Consider the following 21,916-nt stretch of genomic DNA (forward strand, 5'->3'; position numbering starts at 1 on the left):
AACGGGCTCGAAGGGGCCGGTGGGCCGTGCCCGCTTCACGCCCACGCCAGGTGCTCCCTGTTGTGCGCGAGGAGCCGGTCCGTCAGGCCCTCGGCGAGCGCGTACTGCCCCACCAGCGGATGCGCGAGCAGCGCCTTGAACACCCGGTCGCGGCCACCGCGCAGCGCGGCCTCCAGCGCCAGGTCCTCGTACGCCGTCACGCTCGCGACCAGCCCCGCGTACAGCGGGTCGAGCTCCGGCACCGCCAGCGGCACGGCCCCCGTGCCGTCCACCGCCGCCTGCACCTCGATCACCGCGTCATCCGGCAGGAACGGCAGCGTCCCCCTGTTGTACGTGTTGACCACCTGCACCCGGGGACCGGCACCGGCACCGCCCAGCAGCGCCGCCGCCAGGCCCACCGCCGCCTCCGAGTAGAAGGCCCCGCCCCGCCCGGCCAGCAGCGCCGGCTTCTCGTCCAGCGCCGGGTCGCCGTACATCGTCAGCAACTCGCGCTCCATCGCCGCGACTTCCGCCGCCCGCGACGGCTTGGCGGACAGCTCCCGCACCACCTCGTCGTGCGCGTAGAAGTACCGCAGGTAATAGGAGGGCACCACGCCGAGCCGGTCCAGCACGGCACGGGGCAGCCGCAGGTCGTCCGCGATGGCGTCCCCGTGCTCGGCGAGCAGCTCGGGCAGCACGTCCTCGCCGTCCGGCCCCCCGAGCCGTACACCCCGCTCCCAGGTCAGATGGTTCAGCCCGACGTGATCCAGGTGCACCGCGTCCGGCGCGACGTCGAGCAGCGCCGCGAACTTCCGCTGGAAGCCGATCGCCACGTTGCACAGCCCGACCGCCTTGTGCCCGGCCTGGAGCAGCGCCCGCGTCACGATCCCGACCGGGTTGGTGAAGTCGATGATCCACGCGTCCGGGTTCGACCGCCGTACGCGCTCGGCGATGTCGAGCACCACCGGCACCGTGCGCAGCGCCTTCGCCAGCCCGCCGGCGCCGGTCGTCTCCTGCCCGACACAGCCGCACTCCAGCGGCCAGGTCTCGTCCCGCTCGCGCGCCGCCTGCCCGCCGACGCGCAACTGGAGCAGGACGGCGTCGGCGCCGTCGACACCCGCCTCCACGTCGGTGGTGGTCGTGAGGGTGCCCGGGTGCCCCTGCTTCGCGAAGATCCGCCGGGCGAGCCCGCCGACCAGCTCCAGCCGGTCGGCGGCCGGGTCGACGAGGACCAGCTCACCGACCGGGAGGGTGTCGCGCAACCGCGCGAACCCGTCGATCAGTTCGGGCGTGTACGTGGACCCGCCCCCCACGACAGCGAGTTTCATCACCCGTACCTAACCCTTCACTCCGGTCAGTGTGACGCCCTCGACGAATGCCTTCTGGGCGAAGAAGAAGACGAGGATCACCGGGGCCATGACCAGGACGGTCGCGGCCATGGTCAGATTCCAGTCGGTGTGGTGCGCCCCCTTGAAGGACTCCAGGCCGTAGGAGAGGGTCCAGGCGGCCGGGTTCTCGGAGGCGTAGATCTGCGGCCCGAAGTAGTCGTTCCACGCGTAGAAGAACTGGAACAACGCGACCGCCGCGATGCCCGGCTTCGCCATCGGCAGCACCACCCGCAGGAGGGTGCGCAGCTCGCCGCAGCCGTCGACCCTCGCCGCGTCCAGGTACTCGTTCGGGATGGTCAGCAGGAACTGCCGCAGCAGGAAGATGGAGAACGCGTCCCCGAACGCCATCGGGATGATCAGTGGCCACAGCGTGCCCGACAGATCCATCTGCTTCGCCCAGAACAGGTACATCGGGATGATGACCACCTGCGGCGGCAGCATCATCATCGAGATCACCAGCATCAGGGCGAGCCGCTGCCCCCGGAAGCGGAATGTGGCGAGCGCGTACGCGACGGGGATCGACGACAGGACCGTGAGCACGGTGCCGAGCCCGGCGTACAGCAGGGTGTTCTTCCACCACGTCACAAAGCCGGGCGTCTCCAGGACCCGTGCGTAATTGCCCCACTCCCAGGTGTTGGGGGTGAGATCGCGGGTGAGGGCCTGCTGGTCGCTCATCAGCGAGGTCAGGAAGAGGAAGACGAACGGCAGCACGAAGAACAGCGCCGCCGCCACACCCAGCGCGTGGACACCGATCCAGTGCAGCAGCGCCTTGCGGCGGGCGGTGCGCGCGGCCGGCGTCACGTCGCGCACGGGCCTGTCGAGTGCGTACGTCACGGCGGTCAGCCCCCTGCCCGCAGGAGACCGCCGCGCCGCCGCATCAGCAGCGCCGTGCAAGCCATGGCGAGAGCGAACAGCACGAGGGCGACGACAGAGGCCGATCCGTAGTCGAAGCGCTGGAAGCCCAGGTTGTGGACGAGTTGCGGCAGGGTCAGCGTCGACTTCTCCGGGTAGCCCGGCTCGAACTGCTGGCCACTGTTGCCGATGATGCCGGAGGCGACCTTTCCGGCCACCAGAGGCTGGGTGTAGTACTGCATCGTCTGGATGACCCCGGTGACCACGGCGAACATCACGATCGGGGAGATGTTCGGCAGGGTGACGTAGCGGAAGCGCAGGAGGGCGGACGCCCCGTCCAGCTCCGCCGCCTCGTACTGCTCCTTCGGCACGTCGAGGAGCGCGGCCATGAAGATCACCATCAGGTCGCCGACCCCCCACACCGCGAGCATGGTCAGCGCCGGCTTGGACCACGCGGGGTCGTTGAACCAGCCGGGGGCGGGCAGGCCCAGATCGGTGAGGAGGGCGTTGACCGGGCCGGTGCCGGGGTTGAGGAGGAAGACGAAGCCGAGCGTGGCGGCGACCGGCGGGGCCAGGTACGGCAGGTGGAACAGCGTGCGGAAGACTCCGGCGCCCGTCCTGATCCTCGTGATGAGCAGGCCGACACCGAGACCGAAGACGACGCGGCAGGTGACCATGACGACCACCAGCCACAGGGTGTTCCCCATCGACGGCCAGAACGCCGGGTAGTCCGACAGGACGTACGTCCAGTTCTCCAGCCCGTTGAAGACGGGCGCGGCGAAACCGTCGTACTTCATGAAGGAGAAGTACACCGTCGAGATCAGCGGGTACGCGAAGAAGGCGCTGAAGCCGACCAGCCAGGGCGACATGAAGGCCGCCGTGCGCAGCGCGCCACGCGTGCGCTTCGACCGCGGCGTGGGCGTGCGCTTCGACCGCGGCGTACGCGCGGGCGCGTGCGGGGTCGCGGACGTACGGGGCGCCGCGGACTCGCGGGTGGTCACTTCGCCTTCTCGATGTCCGTGTCGATCTGCTGCGCCGTCCGCTCCAGACCGGCCCTCAGGTCCTTCTCCCGCCCCGCCTCGTACCGGTAGCCGAACTCCTGCAGCGTCACCTGGTAGGTGCCGCCGTTGACGGACGCGGGGGTGGTGTTGGACCGGGGGTGGCGGGCAATGTCCAGGAACGTCCTGAAGCGCGGGTCCAGCTTCAGGTCGGGCGAGGCGAGCGCGTCGTGCGTGGAGGGCACGTTGCGCAGCTCGTTGGCGAAGTCCACGACGGCGTCCGTGTCGGTGGTCATGTACTTCACCAGCTCCCAGGCGGCGTTCTGCTTGCGGCTGGTGGAGGCGATGCCGACGATGGTGCCGGACAGGTACCCCTTGCCGTAGTCGGCCACCTGGTCCTCGGGGACGGGCAGCGGCGCGACACCGACCTCGAAGGGCACCTTGGCGTCGGTGGTCATGCCCAGCCGCCATTCGCCGTCGAGCTGCATGGCGACCTGACCGGTGTGGAAGGGGTGTTTGGCGCCCCACTCGTCGCCGAAGGTGTTGCGGTACTTCTCCAGCTTCGTGAAGCCGCCCAGCTTGCCGATCAGGTTCTTCTGCCAGGTGAACATGGCGGCGAAGGCGGGGTCCGTGGCGACGGCCGACTTCCCGTCCTCGTCGAAGTAGGTCGGGCTCCACTGGGCGACGAGGTGCCCGGGGGTGGATTCGTAGCCGTGGAAGTTCGGCATGAAGCCGAGCTGTTCGTACGTGTCGCCCTTGGTCTTCGTCAGTTTCAGGGCGGCCCGGTCGAACTCGCTCCACGTCCGGGGCGGCGCGGTGATCCCGGCCTCCTTGAAGGCGTCCTTGTTGTAGTACAGCCCGTACGCGTCACCGAGCAGCGGCAGCGCGCAGCGCCTGCCCTCGAACCGGGTGTAGTCGAGGCGCGGCTTGGCGAACGTCTTCTCCAGGTCGAGCTTCGACTTCTCGATGAACGGCTTCAGGTCGGCGAAGGCCCCGGAGGAGCAGAACTTCCCCACGTTGTCGGTGGTGAACGACGACACCACGTCGGGAGCGTTGGACCCACCGGCCCGCAGAGCCTGCTGGATCTTGTCGTCGGTGATGTTGGGGACGACCTTCACCGTGATGTTCGGATGGGACGCCTCGAACCGCTTGACGTTCTCGTTGACGGCCTTGACCTCGTTCGGCGCGGACCAGCCGTGCCAGAAGGTGAGCGTGGTCCTCGCTTTCGGGTCGTCGGCCGCGCCGGATTCGGCGGAGCCCGTACAGGCACAGGCGGCGAGCAGGGTGAGGGCGGTGAGCGTGACGGCGGCGGTGCGACGTCGTCGTGCGGACATGGCGGTGCCTCCCTGGGGCTGGGGCTGAGGCTGGGGCTGGGACTGGGGCTGGGGCTAGGGCTGTCCGGGGCTGTCGCGGGGCGGTTCGGGCTCTTCGGAGGCTGTTCAACGGGCGGAGGTGTCGAAGACTTCGTCCCGGGTGGCGGCCAGCGCGCTCTCCAGCGCGCCCCGCAGGACGGGGTGTCGCTGTACGCCGCCGAGGACGAGCCGCGGCCGGGAGGCGGCCAGTTCGCCGAGCTCGGCCTGTACGCGCTCCCGCAGCGGTTCGCCGCCGGCGACGATCACGGCGCCGGACAGGACCACGAGCTCGGGGTCGAGGACGGCGACCAGCGAGGCGAGCCCGGTGGCGAGCCCGGTCGCGAAGGTGTCCAGGAGCCGCCGGTACGGCCCCGAGTCGGCGCCGGCCGCCCTGGCCACGAGCTGGGCGGCCACCTGCGCCCACTCCCCGCGCGGAATGTCGTCGATGCCGTACTCGCGGGCCAGCCGGGGCAGCACCTGCCCGCCGGCCAACTCCTGGAAGCCGCCGCCGTTCGCCTTGCCGACCTGCCGCACGAGCGGCGCCCCCGGCACCGGCAGGAACCCGACCTCGCCGGCGCCACCGGTGAACCCGCGGTGCAGCCGCCCGCCCAGCACGAGCGCGGCGCCCAGGCCTCCCTCGTTCCACAGCAGCACGAAGTCCTCGTGCCCGCGCGCCGCCCCGAGCCGCTGCTCGGCGACCGCGACGAGGTTGACGTCGTTCTCGTACTCGACCGGCATGGGCAAGGCGGCCGCCAAGTCGTCCAGCAGCGTGGGGGAGTGCCAGCCGGGCAGGTGCGACGCGTACCGCAGCCGGCCGGTGGACGGATCGAAGGCGCCGGGCGTCCCGATCACCAGCCGGTGCACGTCCGCGCGCGTCACCCCGGCGGCCTTGACGGCTCCGTCGAGCGCCTCGCCCACCTGCCGTACGACATCCCCGGCCGGCCTCTTCGGGGTGGTCAGCTCGAACTCCCCGACGACCGCGCCGCTCACATCCGCGACGGCGGCGCGGACGCGCTCGGGGGTGACGTCCATGCCGGCGGCGTACGCGGCGCGCGCGTTGACGGCGTACAACTGCGCGTTCGGCCCGGGCCGCCCCTCGCTCGTCCCGGTGGCCACGACCAGCCCGGCCGCCTCCAGCCGCGCGAGCAACTGCGAGGCGGTGGGTTTCGACAGCCCGGTCAGCTTCCCGATCCGGGTCCGGGACAGCGGCCCGTGCTCCAGCAGCAGATCGAGCGCGGCCCGGTCGTTCATGGCCCGCAGCACACGCGGCGTTCCGGGGGTGTTTCCGGTTGTTCCGGCCACGACGGGATGCACCTGCCCTTCGGAGGCCCGACGCCTCCCACCACACTGTTAGGAAACTTTCCTGTCCGAGCCGCGCCGAACGTAAGCCGCATGTCGGGGGCGCGTCAAGAGCTTCACAGGTCTTGAGTGGGCGGCGACCGAAGCGTTACCCGGGCGCCTCACTGCGTGTGTGGAGCGGTAGCCGTCGTGACGAGCGAAGAGGGCGCCCCCGCCATCACGGCGGGAACGCCCTCTTCATGGGTGCGCGTATTACTTCGTCAGGTTCGTGGACGGCCCCGGGTTCAGCGGCGTCGCCGCCACCGACTGCGGGGAGGTCGTCGAGGCGAAGGCCGACGGCGGGGCCATCGCGGCCGTCGGGTCGGTCGCCGGCTCCTCCTGCTGGGCCGGGATGCCGCCCACGATGCGGATGCCCTCCGCGTCGAAGGCCCGCTTCACGCGCCAGCGCAGTTCGCGCTCGACGCCCAGGGACTTGCCCGGCATCGTCTTGGCCGAGAGGCGGATCGTCATCGAGTCGAGCAGCACCTCGTCGAGGCCCAGCACCTCGACCGGGCCCCACAGGCGCTCGTTCCAGGGCTCTTCCTTGGCCATGGCCTCCGCCGCGGTGGTGATCACCGAGCGGATGTGGTCGAGGTCCTCGCTCGGGCGGACCGTCACGTCGATCATGGCCGTCGACCAGCCCTGGCTCAGGTTGCCGATGCGCTTGATCTCGCCGTTGCGGACGTACCAGATCTCACCGTTGTCGCCGCGCAGCTTCGTCACGCGCAGGCCGACCTCGATCACCTCGCCGGACGCCACGCCCGCGTCGACGGAGTCGCCGACGCCGTACTGGTCCTCCAGGATCATGAAGACGCCGGACAGGAAGTCCGTGACCAGGTTGCGCGCGCCGAAGCCGATCGCGACGCCCGCCACACCCGCCGAGGCGAGCAGCGGCGCCAGGTCGATCTGGAAGGCGCCCAGGATCATCAGGCCGGCGGTGCCGAGGATCAGGAAGGACGCCACCGAGCGCAGCACCGAGCCGATGGCCTCGGAGCGCTGGCGGCGGCGCTCGGCGTTGACCAGCAGGCCGCCCAGGGCGGTGCCCTCCACCGCCTGAGCGCTGCGGTTCATGCGCTCTATCAGTTTCGTCAGCGCCCGGCGGATCAGCATCCGCAGGACGAAGGCGACCACCAGGATCAGCAGAATGCGCAGTCCTGTGCTCAGCCAGGTGGACCAATTCTCCTCGACCCAGCCCGCGGCCTCGTTGGCCTGCTTCGCAGCCTCGTCGAGCGACACCGGCGCGGGGGTGGGGTCGGCAGCCAGAACGGCGGACCAGTGCACGGCGGGGTACCTCCAGGCGTAAAGAGCAGACAAAACAATCTAACGGGACACAGAGGGGGGTTCGTTGCCATGTTCGGGGGAGAGGTACGTCTCACCTGGGGATGACCAGGGTGTGGTCGAAAACACTCCGGGCCCGTTACCGGTACGTGGTGGCGCTTCGACCTGGCATGAGGAGAGACTGAGAGCAGATCGTCCCGGCGCGAGCCACGCGCCGCCGGCGTACAAGGAGGCATCCGTGCCGCACGTCCTGGTCCTCAACGCGTCGTACGAGCCCCTCGGCGTCGTACCGCTCCGCCGCGCGCTCGTCCTCGTCCTCGAGAACAAGGCCATATGCCTCGAGGAGTCCGGCGCCTTCATGCACAGCGCGACCCGTGCCATCGCGGCGCCCAGCGTCGTCCGCCTGAAGCGGTTCGTCCGGGTCCCCTACCGGGGGCCCGTTCCTCTGACCCGCAAAGCGCTCTTCGCCCGCGACGGAGGGCGCTGCATGTACTGCGGGGGCGTCGCAACCAGCGTCGACCACGTCGTTCCGCGCAGCCGCGGCGGGAAGCACGCGTGGGAGAACGTGGTGGCGGCCTGCCGGCGCTGCAACCACGTCAAGGCCGACCGGCACCTGCGCGAGCTCGGCTGGCGGCTCCACCAGCAGCCCGCCCCGCCCACCGGCCTGGCCTGGCGCATCATCGGGACCGGCCATAGGGATCCGCGCTGGCTGCCCTACCTGCAGCCGTACGGCGCGGACGACGCCCTGGCCCGGATCGACGGCATTTCCGCCTGATGCCTGTTGACCCGGGCCTTCGCACACCCGGGGCCACGGGACGCGGGCGCCACGGGAGGCGGGGACGGCGGGACCCCGGGGCCACGGCTCCCCGGGGCCACGGGACCCGGTCTACCCGGTGACCGCGTAGGCCTCCACCGTGAAGAGTGAGATGCCGTACTCGGTCGCCCGCTCGTCGCCCTGGACGCGGAGGAAGCGGGTGCCGGGGGCGTCCATGCGGATCGCCTCACGGCCGCCCTTCCCGTCCCTGACGGTCGCCGCCGTGCGCCAGGTGCGGCCGTCGGCCGACACCTGGACGCGGTACCTCCTCGCGTACGCGTCCTGCCAGTGCAGGACGACCTGGCCGACCCGGGCCGGCGCGGGCAGTTCCGCCTGCCACCAGGCGCCGTCCTCCGCCGGGGACGACCAGCGGGTTCTCGGGTCCCCGTCGATCGCGGCCGGCGCCGGGAAGTCGGCGGTCTCGTCGCCGGACGAGGACGCCGTCGCCGTACGGGCCAGGTCCGGGCCGCCCGTCGCCGGGTAGGCGCGCACCGTGAGGGCGCGCTCCTCGCCCGCGAAGGAGACCGTCACCGGGTAGTCGCCCGCCGGGGTGCCCTTCGGGACGGTGATCGAGACCGGGACGGTGGCCGCCGCGCCGCGCGGGACGGTGACGCGCTCCGGGACGGTGACCCGGATGGCCTTCGGGGCCCGCACGGTGAGCGCGCCGTGCACCGCGCCGGGGCGCTGCGCGGACAGGACCGCGTCGACCCGCTGCGGGGCGCCGCCGATCACCACGTCCGTCTCGCCGCGCCTCAGGTCCAGACGGGCCGGCGACTCGTCCGCGAACCACGGGACGAGGGACCGGACCTCCGGCCGGGCGCCCGTCCAGGTGACGCGGACGGCGTCCGCGCGCAGGCCCCGGGCGGCCGTCTGCGTCCAGCCGGTCGGGGACAGGGGGCCGAGCCGCCGCCAGCCCTCGTTCGGTACGTGCGCCTCGACGCTGCCGCTCGCCGCCCCGGGCGCCGTCATCGCGGTGATCGCGTCGAGGGGCCTGGGCCGGTCCAGGCGCACGGTGTACGCGTCGGTGGTCCGGGACACCTCGCCGGTCGCACGCGACGCGCCCGTCCACGCCGCCGCTTCCTTGACCGCCCGCTCCACGAACGGGTCCAGCACCCCGTGGCCCACCTTCACCGGGCTCCCGGCCAGCTCCGTACGGAGCGGCTCCAGCTCCAGCGAGGCCCGCCACGCCGCCGGGCCGTCGCCCCGCGCCTGCGCCTGCAGCATGTCGACGGCCGCCTCACCGGCCCGGCCGTACCGCGCCAGCTGCTCCAGCCACGGCCGTACCTCGTCGTCGAGCCGCCCCTCCGCCGCGCCGGCGAGCCGCTGCGGGGCCTCGCGCATCACGGTGAACGCCGCCCGCAGCTCCCCGGCCGCCTTGTCACGCGGCGCCGCGTCCGCCGTCGCGCGGGTGCGCCAGAACCCGGCCATCAGCGGGCGCAGGTATGCCGACTCGTCGGGGCTCAGGATCGACGAGGCGTCGTTGCCCGCCAGCGCCCCCAGCGCCTCACGGGTCCGCGCGTCACCGCCGGCCAGGTCGTCGATCGCGGCCCGCCACGACTCCTGGGGGCGGTAGCCCTTCGGGTTCCAGGCGAAGTCCGCCGCGGTGAAGACGGGGATACGGGACGCGGCGGCCTGCTCCATGGCGTTGGCGAGCAGCACGGCCGACCCGGCGGCGACGGCCGGTTCGCGGCCCGTGTAGGGGCCGAGGAAGATACGGTCCTGCGCGTAGTCGTTGACCGGGTAGTTGTCCATGGTGACCAGCGGGTGCTGCTTGAACGCGTCGCGCGCGTCGGCCAGTTCGCCGCCGGTGATCGTACGCGGCACGACCCCGACGCCCGTCCACGCCACCTGCACGCGCGCGTCCAGCTCCCGGGCGAGCGCCGTGCGGTAGGCGGTGGCACCGTCCTGGTAGTACTCGGTGGGCATCAGCGACAGCGGCTCGGCGTCCGGGTGGCGGTCGGCCAGGTGCCGCGCCACTTCGCTCGCCACGCGCGCGTGGGCCCTGGCCGCCGACTCGGGCCCGGCGCCGAAGGTGTCCGCGTCCTTGGAGCAGTGCCACTCGTCGTAGCCGGCGTCCTGGAACTGCAGCTGGAAGGCCCGCACCCCGAGCGCGTACATCGCGTCGACCTTGCGCTTGAGCGCCCTGACGTCGTCGTCGGACGCCAGGCACATCGACTGCGCGGGCGCCACGGCCCAGGCGAGCGTCACATGGTTGCGCCGCGCCCGCTCGGCCAGCTCGCGGAACTCGGCGCGCTGCGCGGCCGGGTAGGGGTCGCGCCACTGGGTCTGGCGGTACGGGTCGTCACCGGCGGCGTAGAGGTACCGGTTCTGCTTGGTGCGGCCCATGAAGTCGAGCTGCGAGAGGCGCTGCCGGTGGCTCCAGGGGCGGCCGTAGAAACCTTCCGCCATGCCGCGCACGGCGGTTCCGGGCCAGTCGCGCACGACCACGCCGGGCAGGGCGCGCTCATCGGTGATGAGCTGGCGCAGCGTCTGGACGGCGTGGAAGAGGCCGTCCGCACCGATGCCGTCGACGGCGACGGTGTCCCGGTTCTCGTACCGGCCGGTGGCGATGCGGTAGCCGCCGGAGGGCAGATCGCCGCGCTCGGGCACGCGCAGGGCGCTCAGCGCGCTCCGCGCGCCGCTGCCGCCCATCAGCACGACCGGCCCTCGTCCGCCGGCCCCCCGGTGGACCGTGCGCACGCCCGCGTCCCGCAGGACGCCTTCAAGGGCGGTCACGGCGTACGGATCGGAGCCGGCGCCCGCGACGAGGGTCACCTCGTCGCCGAGCGGTATCGCCGTGCCGGCGGGGCGAAGGGACTGCGGGCGCGGCCAGACGGATGGCGGTTCGCCGGTGTCCCGCTCCGGGACGGTGGCGGCGGGAGAGCCGGGAGTGCCGGGGGCGGCCAGCGCGCCCGGGGCGCCGCCCAGCAGGCCGCCGATCACCGCGACCGCGACGGCGGTCGCGGTTCGCTTACTGCGCCCGAACTGCACGCGCGTCTCCCCTCGTCTTTCGTTGTGCTGCGAGTAGCTTTGCCGGTGGATTGCGAGCCCACCACCCCCTCGCGGAAGGTGTCAATGCGCGTGGCCGATGTGTCGTATTTGCCTACCGGGGTAGGAGGACCGGTTCAACTCCGGCCACGGAAACGCCATGTGACGGACGCCACGTTGTACGGATGCGGCGGCGTCCATTGGGTAGAGCTGCTGTGTCCGACGACCGTCACCGCATCCACCGCATCCACCGCACAGGGAGGCCACCGTGGCCGCATCCACCCAGCTTCTGATGTCCGTCCTCTCCAAACGGGTCCCGGGCCCCGCCCCGGCGCTCGGGTCCCCGCTCACCAGCGAGCCTCCGCTCGCCGACGCGGCCCCGCTGACCAGTGAACCCGCACTCACCGACTTCACCCCGCTCACCAGCGAGCCGACCGCGCACGGCACGGCCGGCGGACCGGAGTCCCCAGGAGCCTGAATGACCCTTGCCCGGCTCGCCGCGCTGCACGGTGTCGCGACCGCCTACTCCCCGTCCGCGGGCGTCACCGTCCCGGTCCCCGACGCCACGGTGGTCGAGGTTCTCGCCGCCCTGGACGTCGACGCCGGCACGCCGGAGGCCATCCGCGCCTCGCTGGCTGCCACCGAGGAGGCGGCCGCCCGGCGGCTCCTCCCGCCGACGCTGGTCCTGTGGCGCGACGACCCGCCCCGGCTCCCGCACGCGCTCGCGGAGCTTCCGCCGGGCACCGCGCTGCGGATCACCACGGAGGACGGCGCGGAGACCGCCGCCGACTGGGACGGTGTGCCGCTCGGGGTGCACCGGCTGGAGGCCCGGGCCCCCGACGGGCGCACGGCGCACAGCACGCTCGTCGTCGCCCCCGCGCGCGTGCCGCAGCCTTCCGCACGCGGGTACGGCATCCTCGTCCAGCTGTACTCGCTGCTGTCCACCCGGTCCTGGGGCATGGGGGACCTCGGGGACCTGAAGGAGCTGGCCGAGTGGGCGGGGCGGTCCCAGGGGGCCGGGTTCGTCCAGGTCAACCCGCTGCACGCGGCCGTGCCCGGCACGCCCACCGACCCGTCCCCGTACCGCCCCTCCTCCCGGCGCTTCCCGGACCCCGTGCACCTGCGCGTCGAGGACGTCCCCGAGTACGCGTACGTGCGCGGCGAGGACCGGGCCGAGCTCGACGCGATCGAGGGACGGGCCGCGGAGCTGCGCGAAGGGGTGCTCCGCAAGGGCGAGCTGATCGACCGGGACGCGGTGTGGGTGCTCAAGCGGCGCGCCCTGGAACTGGTGCGCGGCGTGCCGCTCGGGCCCGGCCGGCAGGCCGCCCTGAGGGGCTTCCGCGAGGCCGGGGGGCGCGCGCTGGAGGATCACGCCACCTGGTGCGCCCTCGCCGAGCGGTACGGCTCCGACCGCGCCCAGTGGCCCGAGGCGCTGCGCGACGCGAGGTCGGCCGCCACCGCGCGCGTGCGCGACGAGCTCGCGGACCGCGTGGACTTCCACTGCTGGCTGGCCTGGCTCACCGACGAACAGCTCGCCGCCGCCGCGCGGGCCGCCCGGGAGGCGGGCATGGACACCGGGATCGTCCACGACCTCGCGGTCGGCGTCCACCCGGACGGCGCCGACGCGTGGGCGCAGGCCGGCGCGCTGGCCGCCGGCATGTCGGTGGGCGCCCCGCCCGACGCGTTCAACGCCCGCGGCCAGGACTGGGGCCTGCCGCCCTGGCGGCCCGACGCGCTGGCCGCGTCCGGCTACGCGCCCTACCGGGACCTGCTGCGCGGGTTGCTGCGACACGCGGGCGCCCTGCGCATCGACCACGTGATGGGGCTTTTCCGGCTCTGGTGGGTGCCCGAGGGGCTGGAGCCCACCGAGGGCACGTACGTGCGGTACGACGCCGACGCCATGCTCGCCGTCCTCGCCCTGGAGGCCCACCGCGCCGGCGCCGTCGTGATCGGGGAGGACCTCGGAACGGTCGAACCCGGCGTACGGGAGGCCCTGCACCGGCGCGGCGTCCTCGGCACGTCCGTGCTGTGGTTCGAGCGGGACTGGGAGGGCACCCGGCGTCCGCTCCCCCCGGAGACCTGGCGAGCGGACTGTGTGGCCACCGCCACGACGCACGACCTGCCGTCCACGGCCGCCCGGCTCACCGGCGAGCACGTCGAGCTGCGCCACCGGCTGGGCCTGCTGACCCGGCCGCTGGAGGAGGAGCGCGCCGAGGACGCCGCGGAGGCCGGCGAGTGGCTGGCGTACCTCACCGGGCTCGGGCTGCTCCCGGAGGGGGCGCCGCGTGACGAGGAGGCCGAGATCCGCGCGTTCTACCGCTTCCTGCGGCGCACGCCCGCCCGGATGGTCGGCGTGTGGCTGCCGGACGCGGTGGGCGACCGCCGTCCGCAGAACCTGCCGGGCACCTGGGACCAGTACCCGAACTGGCGGCTGCCGATCGCGGACGCGGAGGGGCGGGCCGTGACCCTGGAGGAGCTGGCCGCCTCACCCCGGGTGCGGGCCCTGCTCGGCGAGCTCGGCGCGCGTACGGACCCTCGTATGGGACCCCCGGACGCGCGGCGCCTTTAGGCGTTCGCTACGTTTGCACCGTGGACAAGAAGAACGCCCTGCGCGCCGGCGCCGTCGCGGCCGGTACGACGCTGATGATGCTGCTCATGTCGTCTCCCGCGCTCGCGCTCATCCGCGACGACGGCGACGACCCGGGCCCCGGCCTGAGCGTGATCGACACGCTCGGCCTGTACGTGGCCGCCCCGATCCTGCTGTTCGTGGTGATCGCCGGGCTCGTGATGCTGCTGGACAAGTCCGGCAAGTCCAACACGTCCCACAAGAAGGTCTGAGGACGGCCCCTTCGCTCCGAACAGGGCGCTGTACGGCGGAACCCGCCGTGCGGCGCCCTTGTGCGTTCCCGGTTCGCCGCGTTCAGCCTCTCGAATGTTCAGTTCAGCTGAAAGGAAGGATCGAAAACTTTCGATGGACGTGACTGTTGCGGCGGTGCGACGGTAGGTCCCGGAAGCGCGGAGGCGTCAGCAGGGGCGAAAGGGATGACCGTGGCAGTCCAGGACCGGATCCGTACCGGCGAGACCATGACCGCGACGATCGCCACGGCGAGGAGGGTGGGACGGGCGTCCGGACTCGGCATCCTCCTGGCGGCCGTCGCCACGGTCGTGTGGTCGGGCAGCTTCGTCACCTCCCGCGCCCTGCACGACTCCGTCCCGCCCGTCCAGGCCGCGTTCTGGCGGTGGGTCGTCGCGATCCTCGCCGTCGCCCCCTTCGCCGCTCGCGCGGCGTGGCGCGAACGGCACGTGATCCGGCGTCACCTCGGTTACGTGACGCTCGCCTCGCTCCTGGGCGTCACCCTCTACAACACCCTGGTCAACCAGGCCGGCCTCACCACCTCCGCCGGCGCCATGGGCATGGTCATGGCCGCGTCCCCGGTCCTGATGGCGGTGTACGAGCGGCTCGGCGGCGCCCGGCTGGGTGCGCGACGGGTGACCGGCATGCTGATCGCGTGCGCCGGAGTGGTCCTGCTGGTCGGAAGAGGGCCGCTCGACTTCGCGCCGGGCGGGCTGTGGATGGTCGCCGCGGCCCTCGCCTTCGCCTCGTACAGCGCGCTGCTCAGGCGGCGTCCGGCGGAGCTCGGCGGGCCGGCGTTCCTCCTCACCACCTTCGTGCTGGGCGCGGTGATGCTGTTGCCCGCCTTCGGCCTCAGCGTCGCCGTGCAGGGCGGCTTCGAGGCGTCGGCGGGCACGGTCGGGCCGCTGGTGTACGTCGGGGTCTTCTCCTCCGCGCTCGCCTTCTTCGCCTGGAACAAGGCCGTCGCGCTGATCGGCGCGGCGCGGGCGGGGGTCGTGTACTACCTCCAGCCGGTCTGCGTGGCGCTGCTGTCGTGGCTGCTGATCGACGAGGCGATGGGGATGCTCCACGTGGTGTGCATGGCGCTGATCCTGGGGGGCGTGGTCCTGGGGACGGCCAGGAGCAGGTGAGCGGCGAGGCGAGGGCCTCGCCCACCGGTGGTCAGCCGGCGGGCGAGGCCCTCACATGCCCGGGGGCGGGGAGAGGGAGAGGCGGGAGGGGAGTCAGTGGCGCGGGGGCGTCAGCAGGGGACGACGTGCCAGACGGGGCTCCAGTTGTAGCTGGAGCTCGCCGAGTACGCGCCCGGGGTGGTGTAGATCGTGTTGCGGTTGCTGTCCAGGAACCTGGCGCGGGTGCCCGGCGTCTGGTTGTTGATCCAGGAGCCGTTGCCGGTCCAGTTCTCGAGGTCGTACGTCCCGCACCGGTAGAGGTTGAACTGCGCGCCGGAGAAGTTCGGGCCGGTGAACATGCAGAAGTTCTGCGACGGGCAGTCGGCGCGGGCATCGCGCGCGCCGGGGATCGGGAGGACGATCTCGCCGGTGCCGGCGAGCTCGATGCGGTTGAGGGCGGTCTGCTCGCCACCGTGGCGGGCGAGGTGGTCGTCGACCTGCTTCCGCAGGTCCTCCGCCTCGTCGTCGTCCAGGCCCGCCTGTGCCGCCTGGGCGGCGAAGTCGTGGTGGCCGGGGACGGGCGCGGCGGTCGCCGGGGCGGTCAGTCCGAGCGTCGTCGCGGCGATGAGTGCCAGGACCGCGAACAGCGCCGCGGTCGGCTTGCGCAGTGTCATGCGGTGTTCCCCCTATGGATCGTGCGGGATGAATGCCCTCGCTTCTGCGGCGGGCCTGGTCCCGAGTCTCCAAGGCGGCGGGAGCGCCGGGCAACCGATACCGCCCTGGATGTCCTGTAGACGCCAATGGCCCCGTGATCCGTCGACTGGCCTGAAAAGTCCTTGTGTTGGGAGCGGCGGGGTGTGCGGCCGTGCAGCGGATAGGTTGCGTGGCATGACCGAGTGGGACATCAAGAAGCTCCGGATCCTGCGCACCCTGCGCGACCGCGGCACGGTGACGGCGACGGCCGAGGCGCTGCTGATGACCCCCTCGGCGGTCTCGCAGCAACTGTCCAACCTGTCCCGGCAGCTGGGCGTACGGCTGCTGGAGGCGCATGGGCGGCGGGTGCGGCTCACGGACGCCGCCCACCTGGTGCTGCGCCACGCCGAGGTGGTGTTCGCGCAACTGGAGCGGGCGGACGCGGAGCTGACCGGGTACGTCCGGGGCGAGGTCGGCGAGGTGCGGGTGGGTGCCTTCTCCACCGCCGTACCGGCGCTGATCGTCCCGGCGGTGCTCCGGCTGCGCACCGGCCACCCGGGCCTGGAGGTGCGGGTGCGGGAGGCGGAGGCGGCCGAGGCGTACGAGCTGCTGTCCGCCGGCGCGGTGGACCTGGCGCTGTCGCTGGCCGCGCACGCGCCGACCGCCCGCGATCCGAGGTTCACCCGGGTGCCGCTGCTCGCCGACCCCCTGGACGTCGCCCTGCCGGCGGGCCACGCGCTGGCGGGGGCGCCGGGGCTGCGGCTGGCCGACCTGTCGGGGGAACGGTGGATCTTCGGCGGCAGCGGCCCGTGGTCGGAGATCACCACGTCGGCGTGCGAGGCGGCCGGGTTCGTCCCCGAGCAGGCCCACTCGGCGGCCGGGTGGACGGCGATCCTGGCGATGGTCGAGGCCGGGATGGGGATCGCCCTGGTGCCCCGCATGGCCGCGGCCGAGCGGGCGAGCGGCGTGGTGACGCGTGTCCTGGAGGCGGACCGGCCGCGCCGCCACGTCGTCGCCGCGGTGCGCCGAGGCTCGGAGACCGCGCCCGCCGTCGCCCGAGTCCTGGCCGCCCTGCGCGACGTGGCGGCGCTGCGCTGATTGGGCGGTCGCCGTGGACGGTGACCCCTCGGTCCGGGGCGCGCGGGCCGCACCGCCGGGTGCGACAGGAGGCCTGAACTGTTCATCCTGCCTACAAGGTCAGTGAAGGAAGTTTCGATGGACCTGACCATTACGGCGGGTCCACAGTGACCGCATGACCTTCGACGCCAGCCAGGACCAGGACCCCCACGCCAACGACGCCGCGCCCTACGGAGGCGGCGACCCGTACGCCGACTACCGCGCCGGTGACTTCCCCTTCACCGGCCTCGTCGACCTGGCCGACCGCCGGCTCGGCGCCGGAGTCGTCGCGGCCAACGACGAGTTCTTCGCCGAACGGGAGAACCTCCTCGTGCGCGAGCGGGCCGTGTTCGACCCCGAGCACTTCGGGCACAAGGGCAAGGTCATGGACGGCTGGGAGACCCGCCGCCGGCGAGGCGCCGACGGCGAGCACCCCTTCCCCGCCCCCGAGGACCACGACTGGGCGATCGTCCGCCTCGGCGCCCCCGGCGTCATCCGTGGCGTCGTCGTCGACACCGCCCACTTCCGCGGCAACTACCCGCAGCGCGTCTCCCTCCAGGCCACGGCGGTGGAGGGCTCCCCGAGCCCCGGGCGGCTGCTCGCCGACGACGTGAGGTGGGAGGAGATCGTCCCGCCCAGCCCCGTACGCGGCCACGCCGCCAACGGCTTCGCGATCACCGCGCAACGCCGCTTCACCCACGTGCGGGTGTGCCAGCACCCCGACGGCGGCATCGCCCGGCTGCGCGTCCACGGCGAGGTCGTGCCCGACCCCGCGTGGCTGGAACTGCTCGGCACCGTCGACCTCGTCTCCGTACTCAACGGCGGTGTGTACGAGGACGCGTCGGACCGGTTCTACTCCTCACCGACCCAGATCATCCTGCCCGGCACCTCCCGCAAGATGGACGACGGCTGGGAGAACCGCCGCCGCCGCGTCCGCGGCACCAACGACTGGGTGCGCTTCCGCCTCGCCGCCCGGGGCGCCATCCGGGCCGTCGAGATCGACACCGCGTACCTGAAGGGCAACTCCGCCGGCTGGATCGCCCTCCAGGGGCGTGACGGCGACACCGGCGAGTGGTTCGAGATCATCCCCCGGACGAGGCTGGAGCCCGACACGCCGCACCGCTTCGCGCTGCCGGCCGCGGCCGTCGCCACCCATGTCCGCCTCGACGCCTTCCCGGACGGCGGCGTCGCCCGCATGCGCCTGCACGGCTCGCTCACCGAGGAGGGCGCCGCCGCCCTCCGGGCGCGGTACGAGGAGTCGACCGGCTGACCGCTTCCGCCCGGCGGGCGGCAGCGCACCGACCGCCCACCCGCCGGGCGGACCTCACGACGGACGAAGGGGCGCCCCCACGGGGGAGGGGCGCCCCTTCGTTCAGCCCGTGCGCCGCACCGAGCCCTTACACATCGGCCGCCTGTGCCTTCAGCGCGCGCTCCACGCCGGCGCGCGACTCCGACACCAGCCGTCGCAGCGCGGCGTTCGGCTGGGCGCTCGCCAGCCACGCGTCCGTCGCGTCCAGCGTGGCCTGCGAGACCTGGAGCGACGGGTAGAGCCCGACCGCGATCTGCTGGGCCATCTCGTGGGAGCGGGATGCCCACACGTCCTTGACCGCCGCGAAGTACTCGGCCGTGTACGGGGCGAGCAGCTCGCGCTGGTCGGTCTGGACGAAACCGCCGATCACCGCTTCCTGCACGGCGTTCGGCAGCTTGTCGGACTCGACGACCGACGCCCACGCCTCGGCCTTGGCCTCCTCGGTCGGCCGGGCCGCCCGCGCGGTCGCCGCGTGCCGTTCGCCCGCCGCGGTCCTGTCCCGCTCGTACTCGGCGGCGATCTCCGCCTCGTCGTAGACGCCGGTGGCCGCCAGCCGCTCCACGAACGCCCAGCGCAGCTCGGTGTCGACGGTCAGGCCCTCGATGGTCTCGCGGCCTTCCAGCAGGGCCGTCAGCAGGTCCAGCTGCTGCGGGGTGCGGGCGGTCGCGGCGAACGCCCTGGCCCACGCCAGCTGGTGGTCGCTGCCCGGCTCGGCGGTCCGCAGATGAGCCAGCGTCGCCTCCGTCCAGCGCGTCAGCGCCGCCTCGCGCCGCTCCGGCGCCGCGTACAGGTCCAGCGCCAGCTTCACCTGGCGGTGCAGCGACTGCACCACACCGATGTCCGACTCCTTGCCGATGCCGGACAGCACCAGGTCCAGGTAGGCATGGGTGGCCAGCTCGCCGTCGCGCGTCATGTCCCAGGCGGACGCCCAGCACAGGGCGCGCGGCAGCGACTCGGTGAAGTCACCCAGGTGCTGGGTGACGTTACGCAGGGACTCCTCGTCGAGGCGCACCTTGGCGTACGACAGGTCGTCGTCGTTGAGCAGCACGACCGCCGGGCGCCGCTTGCCGGCCAGGGCCTGCACGGTGGTCAGCTCGTCCGCCCGGACATCCAGCTCCACGCGGTCGGTGCGGACCAGGGCGCCGTCCTGGAGGTCGTACAGGCCGATCGCGATCCGGTGCGGGCGCAGGACCGGCTCGCCCTTCGCGCCGGCCGGCAGCGCCGGGGCCTCCTGGCGGACCGCGAAGGAGGTGATGACCCCGTCCCCGTCGACCTCGATCTGAGGGCGCAGGACGTTGATGCCGGCGGTCTCCAGCCACGCCTTCGACCAGGTCCTCAGGTCACGCCCGGAGGTCTCCTCCAGCGCGCCCAGCAGGTCCGACAGGCGCGTGTTGCCGAACGCGTGCCGCTTGAAGTACGCCTGCACGCCGCGGAAGAACGCGTCCTCGCCGACGTACGCCACGAGCTGCTTCAGCACGGAGGCGCCCTTGGCGTAGGTGATGCCGTCGAAGTTGACGAGGACGTCGTCCAGGTCGCGGATCTCGGCCATGATCGGGTGCGTGGAGGGCAGCTGGTCCTGCCGGTACGCCCAGGTCTTCATCGAGTTGGCGAACGTCGTCCAGGAGTGCGGCCAGCGCGAGCCGGGCGCCGCGGCCTGGCAGGCGATGGAGGTGTACGTGGCGAACGACTCGTTCAGCCACAGGTCGTTCCACCACTCCATGGTGACCAGGTCGCCGAACCACATGTGCGCCAGCTCGTGCAGGATGGTCTCGGCGCGCACCTCGTACGCCGCGTCCGTCACCTTCGACCGGAAGACGTACTGGTCGCGGATGGTCACCGCGCCCGCGTTCTCCATCGCGCCCGCGTTGAACTCCGGCACGAACAGCTGGTCGTACTTGGCGAAGGGGTACGCGTAGTCGAACTTCTCCTGGAACCAGTCGAAGCCCTGCCGCGTCACCTCGAAGATCGCGTCCGCGTCCAGGTACTCGGCGAGCGACGGCCGGCAGTAGATGCCCAGCGGCACGACTTGCCCGTCCTTCTCGTACGTGCTGTGCACGGAGTGGTACGGGCCGACGATGAGCGCGGTGACGTAGGTGGACATGCGCGGCGTCGGCTCGAAGACCCAGATGTCGTCCTTGGGCTCGGGCGTCGGCGAGTTCGAGATGACGGTCCAGCCGGACGGCGCCTTCACGGTGAACTGGAAGGTGGCCTTCAGGTCCGGCTGCTCGAAGCTGGCGAAGACGCGCCGCGCGTCCGGCACCTCGAACTGGGTGTAGAGGTACGCCTGGTCGTCGACCGGGTCGACGAACTTGTGCAGGCCCTCACCGGTGTTCGTGTACGCGCAGTCCGCGACGACCGTCAGCTCGTTGCGGCCCTGCTTCAGGTGCTTGAGCGTGATCCGCGAGTCCCGGAAGACGGCCGCGACGTCCAGCGCCTTGCCGTTCAGGACCACCTGGTGCACGGCCGGGGCCACCAGGTCGATGAACGTCTCCGCACCTTCCTCGGCGGAGTCGAAGCGCACGGTGGTCGCGGACCGGTAGGTGCCGCCCTCCTGGGCGCCGCTGAGATCGAGGTCGATCTCGTACGCGTCCACGGTCAGCAGCTTCGCCCGCTGCTGCGCCTCTTCACGGGTCAGGTTCGTGCCAGGCACCCGGTCATCTCCTCGTTGTGTGACGTTTGCGGTCATCCTTCCACGCGGAGGCTTCCGGGCGCGTTCGCCCACGGCGGAGTGGGGAAGGGGCGGCCACCGCCTGGTGGCCGCCCCTTCGCGCACGTACGCGCCGGTGGTGGTGTCAGCCGCCCAGCTCGGCGGCGACCAGCTCCGCGATCTGCACGGCGTTCAGCGCCGCGCCCTTGCGGAGGTTGTCGCTGGAGAGGAAGAAGGCGAGGCCGTTCTCGACGGTCTCGTCCACCCGGATGCGGCCCACGTAGGAGGCGTCCTTGCCGGCGGCCTGGAGCGGGGTGGGGATCTCGGAGAGCTCGACGCCCTCCGCGTCCTTCAGCAGCTCATAGGCGCGCTCGACGCTGATGGGACGCTCGAAGCGGGCGTTGACCTGGAGGGAGTGGCCGGAGAAGACCGGGACGCGGACGCACGTGCCGGAGACCTTGAGGTCGGGGATCTCCAGGATCTTGCGGGACTCGTTGCGGAGCTTCTGCTCCTCGTCCGTCTCGAAGGAGCCGTCGTCGACGATGGAGCCGGCCAGCGGCAGCACGTTGAAGGCGATGGGGCGCTTGTAGACGCCGGGCTCCGGGTACGTGACGGCCTTGCCGTCGTGGGTGAGCTTGGCGGCCTGCTCGGCGACGGCCTTGACCTGGCCGTCCAGCTCGGCGACGCCCGCGAGGCCGGAGCCGGAGACGGCCTGGTAGGTGGTGGCGACCAGGGCGGTCAGGACCGCCTCCTGGTGCAGCGGCTTGAGGACCGGCATGGCGGCCATCGTGGTGCAGTTCGGGTTGGCGATGATGCCCTTCGGGCGGTCCTTGACCGCGTGCGGGTTCACCTCGGAGACGACCAGCGGCACCTCGGGGTCGCGGCGCCAGGCGGAGGAGTTGTCGATCACCACGGCACCCTGGGAGGCGACCTTCTCGGCGAGCGCCTTGGAGGTGGCGCCACCGGCGGAGAAGAGGACGATGTCCAGCCCGGTGTAGTCGGCGGTGGAGGCGTCCTCGACGGTGATCCGCCGTCCCTGCCACTCGATGGTGGAGCCCGCGGAACGGGCGGAGGCGAACAGCCGCAGCTCGTCGACCGGGAAGTTCCGCTCGGCAAGGATCTTGCGCATGACCGTGCCGACCTGACCGGTGGCTCCGACGATTCCTACCTTCACGGGGACTCCTCCGTATGTACTTGCGGG

The 21,916-nt window shown here is 72.5% G+C and carries 17 protein-coding genes; 7 read left to right on the forward strand and 10 right to left on the reverse strand.

Translation table 11 applies throughout. The features are described from left to right. Window positions 1–35: 35 nt before the first annotated feature. From ABZZ38_RS19400 to ABZZ38_RS19425, 6 genes are all read right to left on the reverse strand, one after another. Window positions 36–1,307, reverse strand: a complete 1,272-nt coding sequence (locus ABZZ38_RS19400; protein ID WP_356741252.1) for a 6-phospho-beta-glucosidase — start codon at window positions 1,305–1,307, stop codon at window positions 36–38. 9 nt (window positions 1,308–1,316) lie between these two features. Beyond that, a complete protein-coding gene (locus ABZZ38_RS19405) occupies window positions 1,317–2,201 on the reverse strand; it encodes a carbohydrate ABC transporter permease (RefSeq protein ID WP_356741255.1) in 885 nt (294 codons plus the stop codon). Between the two features lie 5 nt (window positions 2,202–2,206). Further along, a complete protein-coding gene (locus ABZZ38_RS19410) occupies window positions 2,207–3,088 on the reverse strand; it encodes a sugar ABC transporter permease (protein ID WP_356741336.1) in 882 nt (293 codons plus the stop codon). 128 nt (window positions 3,089–3,216) lie between these two features. After that, window positions 3,217–4,551, reverse strand: coding sequence for an ABC transporter substrate-binding protein (locus tag ABZZ38_RS19415; RefSeq protein WP_356741257.1), 1,335 nt, complete (start codon window positions 4,549–4,551; stop codon window positions 3,217–3,219). Between the two features lie 105 nt (window positions 4,552–4,656). Beyond that, the gene (locus tag ABZZ38_RS19420; RefSeq protein ID WP_356741259.1) at window positions 4,657–5,871 is read right to left on the reverse strand and encodes an ROK family transcriptional regulator; all 1,215 of its coding nucleotides are present in this window, start codon (window positions 5,869–5,871) and stop codon (window positions 4,657–4,659) included. Between the two features lie 249 nt (window positions 5,872–6,120). Continuing rightward, window positions 6,121–7,188, reverse strand: a complete 1,068-nt coding sequence (locus tag ABZZ38_RS19425; protein WP_356741261.1) for a mechanosensitive ion channel family protein — start codon at window positions 7,186–7,188, stop codon at window positions 6,121–6,123. A gap of 235 nt (window positions 7,189–7,423) precedes the next feature. Between ABZZ38_RS19425 and ABZZ38_RS19430 the strand changes: the two genes are divergently transcribed. Then, complete coding sequence (locus tag ABZZ38_RS19430; protein WP_356741263.1) at window positions 7,424–7,960, forward strand: HNH endonuclease; 537 nt, start codon at window positions 7,424–7,426, stop codon at window positions 7,958–7,960. Window positions 7,961–8,071: 111 nt separating this feature from the next. Here ABZZ38_RS19430 and ABZZ38_RS19435 read toward each other — a convergent pair whose 3' ends face one another. Continuing rightward, window positions 8,072–10,990: a beta-N-acetylglucosaminidase domain-containing protein gene (locus ABZZ38_RS19435; RefSeq protein ID WP_356741265.1), complete on the reverse strand. Its 2,919-nt coding sequence runs from the start codon at window positions 10,988–10,990 to the stop codon at window positions 8,072–8,074. 265 nt (window positions 10,991–11,255) lie between these two features. Between ABZZ38_RS19435 and ABZZ38_RS19440 the strand changes: the two genes are divergently transcribed. The 4 genes from ABZZ38_RS19440 to ABZZ38_RS19455 all read left to right on the forward strand — a co-directional run bounded on the left by ABZZ38_RS19440 (window position 11,256) and on the right by ABZZ38_RS19455 (window position 14,971). Beyond that, the gene (locus ABZZ38_RS19440; protein ID WP_356741267.1) at window positions 11,256–11,465 is read left to right on the forward strand and encodes a hypothetical protein; all 210 of its coding nucleotides are present in this window, start codon (window positions 11,256–11,258) and stop codon (window positions 11,463–11,465) included. Continuing rightward, window positions 11,466–13,556 (forward strand): 4-alpha-glucanotransferase, encoded by a 2,091-nt coding sequence (gene malQ, locus ABZZ38_RS19445; RefSeq protein ID WP_356741269.1) that lies wholly within the window; start codon window positions 11,466–11,468, stop codon window positions 13,554–13,556. Window positions 13,557–13,576: 20 nt separating this feature from the next. Then, a complete protein-coding gene (locus ABZZ38_RS19450) occupies window positions 13,577–13,825 on the forward strand; it encodes a hypothetical protein (protein WP_356741271.1) in 249 nt (82 codons plus the stop codon). Window positions 13,826–14,071: 246 nt separating this feature from the next. After that, window positions 14,072–14,971 carry a DMT family transporter gene (locus ABZZ38_RS19455; protein ID WP_356741341.1) on the forward strand — a complete coding sequence of 300 codons (900 nt, stop codon included), beginning with the start codon at window positions 14,072–14,074 and terminating at the stop codon, window positions 14,969–14,971. Between the two features lie 110 nt (window positions 14,972–15,081). On the opposite strand, the gene ABZZ38_RS19460 is transcribed toward ABZZ38_RS19455, so the two are convergent. Continuing rightward, entirely contained in the window at window positions 15,082–15,624 is a 543-nt protein-coding gene (locus tag ABZZ38_RS19460) for a peptidase inhibitor family I36 protein (protein ID WP_356741273.1), read from the reverse strand. A 214-nt stretch (window positions 15,625–15,838) separates the two neighbouring features. Here ABZZ38_RS19460 and ABZZ38_RS19465 point away from each other — a divergent pair, with 214 nt between their 5' ends. Together ABZZ38_RS19465 and alc are read left to right on the forward strand one after the other, a co-directional pair. Then, entirely contained in the window at window positions 15,839–16,741 is a 903-nt protein-coding gene (locus tag ABZZ38_RS19465) for a LysR substrate-binding domain-containing protein (protein WP_356741275.1), read from the forward strand. 154 nt (window positions 16,742–16,895) lie between these two features. Beyond that, window positions 16,896–18,029, forward strand: coding sequence for an allantoicase (gene alc, locus ABZZ38_RS19470; RefSeq protein ID WP_356741277.1), 1,134 nt, complete (start codon window positions 16,896–16,898; stop codon window positions 18,027–18,029). 127 nt (window positions 18,030–18,156) lie between these two features. On the opposite strand, the gene pepN is transcribed toward alc, so the two are convergent. Then, window positions 18,157–20,718, reverse strand: a complete 2,562-nt coding sequence (pepN, locus tag ABZZ38_RS19475) for an aminopeptidase N (protein ID WP_356741279.1) — start codon at window positions 20,716–20,718, stop codon at window positions 18,157–18,159. A gap of 142 nt (window positions 20,719–20,860) precedes the next feature. Continuing rightward, the gene (locus ABZZ38_RS19480; RefSeq protein ID WP_356741283.1) at window positions 20,861–21,889 is read right to left on the reverse strand and encodes an aspartate-semialdehyde dehydrogenase; all 1,029 of its coding nucleotides are present in this window, start codon (window positions 21,887–21,889) and stop codon (window positions 20,861–20,863) included. Between the last annotated feature and the right edge of the window lie 27 nt (window positions 21,890–21,916).

The sequence above is a fragment of the Streptomyces sp. NPDC006368 genome, assembly GCF_040612535.1.
Classification (GTDB): Bacteria; Actinomycetota; Actinomycetes; order Streptomycetales; family Streptomycetaceae; genus Streptomyces.

Bases quoted from the DNA above. Each gene is read 5' to 3' on its own strand.
- ABZZ38_RS19460 (WP_356741273.1), bottom strand. From the start codon at position 15,624: ATGACACTGCGCAAGCCGACCGCGGCGCTGTTCGCGGTCCTGGCACTC.
- ABZZ38_RS19410 (WP_356741336.1), bottom strand. From the start codon at position 3,088: ATGTCGCCCTGGCTGGTCGGCTTCAGCGCCTTCTTCGCGTACCCGCTG.
- malQ (WP_356741269.1), top strand. From the start codon at position 11,466: ATGACCCTTGCCCGGCTCGCCGCGCTGCACGGTGTCGCGACCGCCTAC.
- ABZZ38_RS19465 (WP_356741275.1), top strand. From the start codon at position 15,839: ATGACCGAGTGGGACATCAAGAAGCTCCGGATCCTGCGCACCCTGCGC.
- ABZZ38_RS19415 (WP_356741257.1), bottom strand. From the start codon at position 4,551: ATGTCCGCACGACGACGTCGCACCGCCGCCGTCACGCTCACCGCCCTC.
- alc (WP_356741277.1), top strand. From the start codon at position 16,896: ATGACCTTCGACGCCAGCCAGGACCAGGACCCCCACGCCAACGACGCC.
- ABZZ38_RS19400 (WP_356741252.1), bottom strand. From the start codon at position 1,307: ATGAAACTCGCTGTCGTGGGGGGCGGGTCCACGTACACGCCCGAACTG.
- ABZZ38_RS19455 (WP_356741341.1), top strand. From the start codon at position 14,072: ATGACCGCGACGATCGCCACGGCGAGGAGGGTGGGACGGGCGTCCGGA.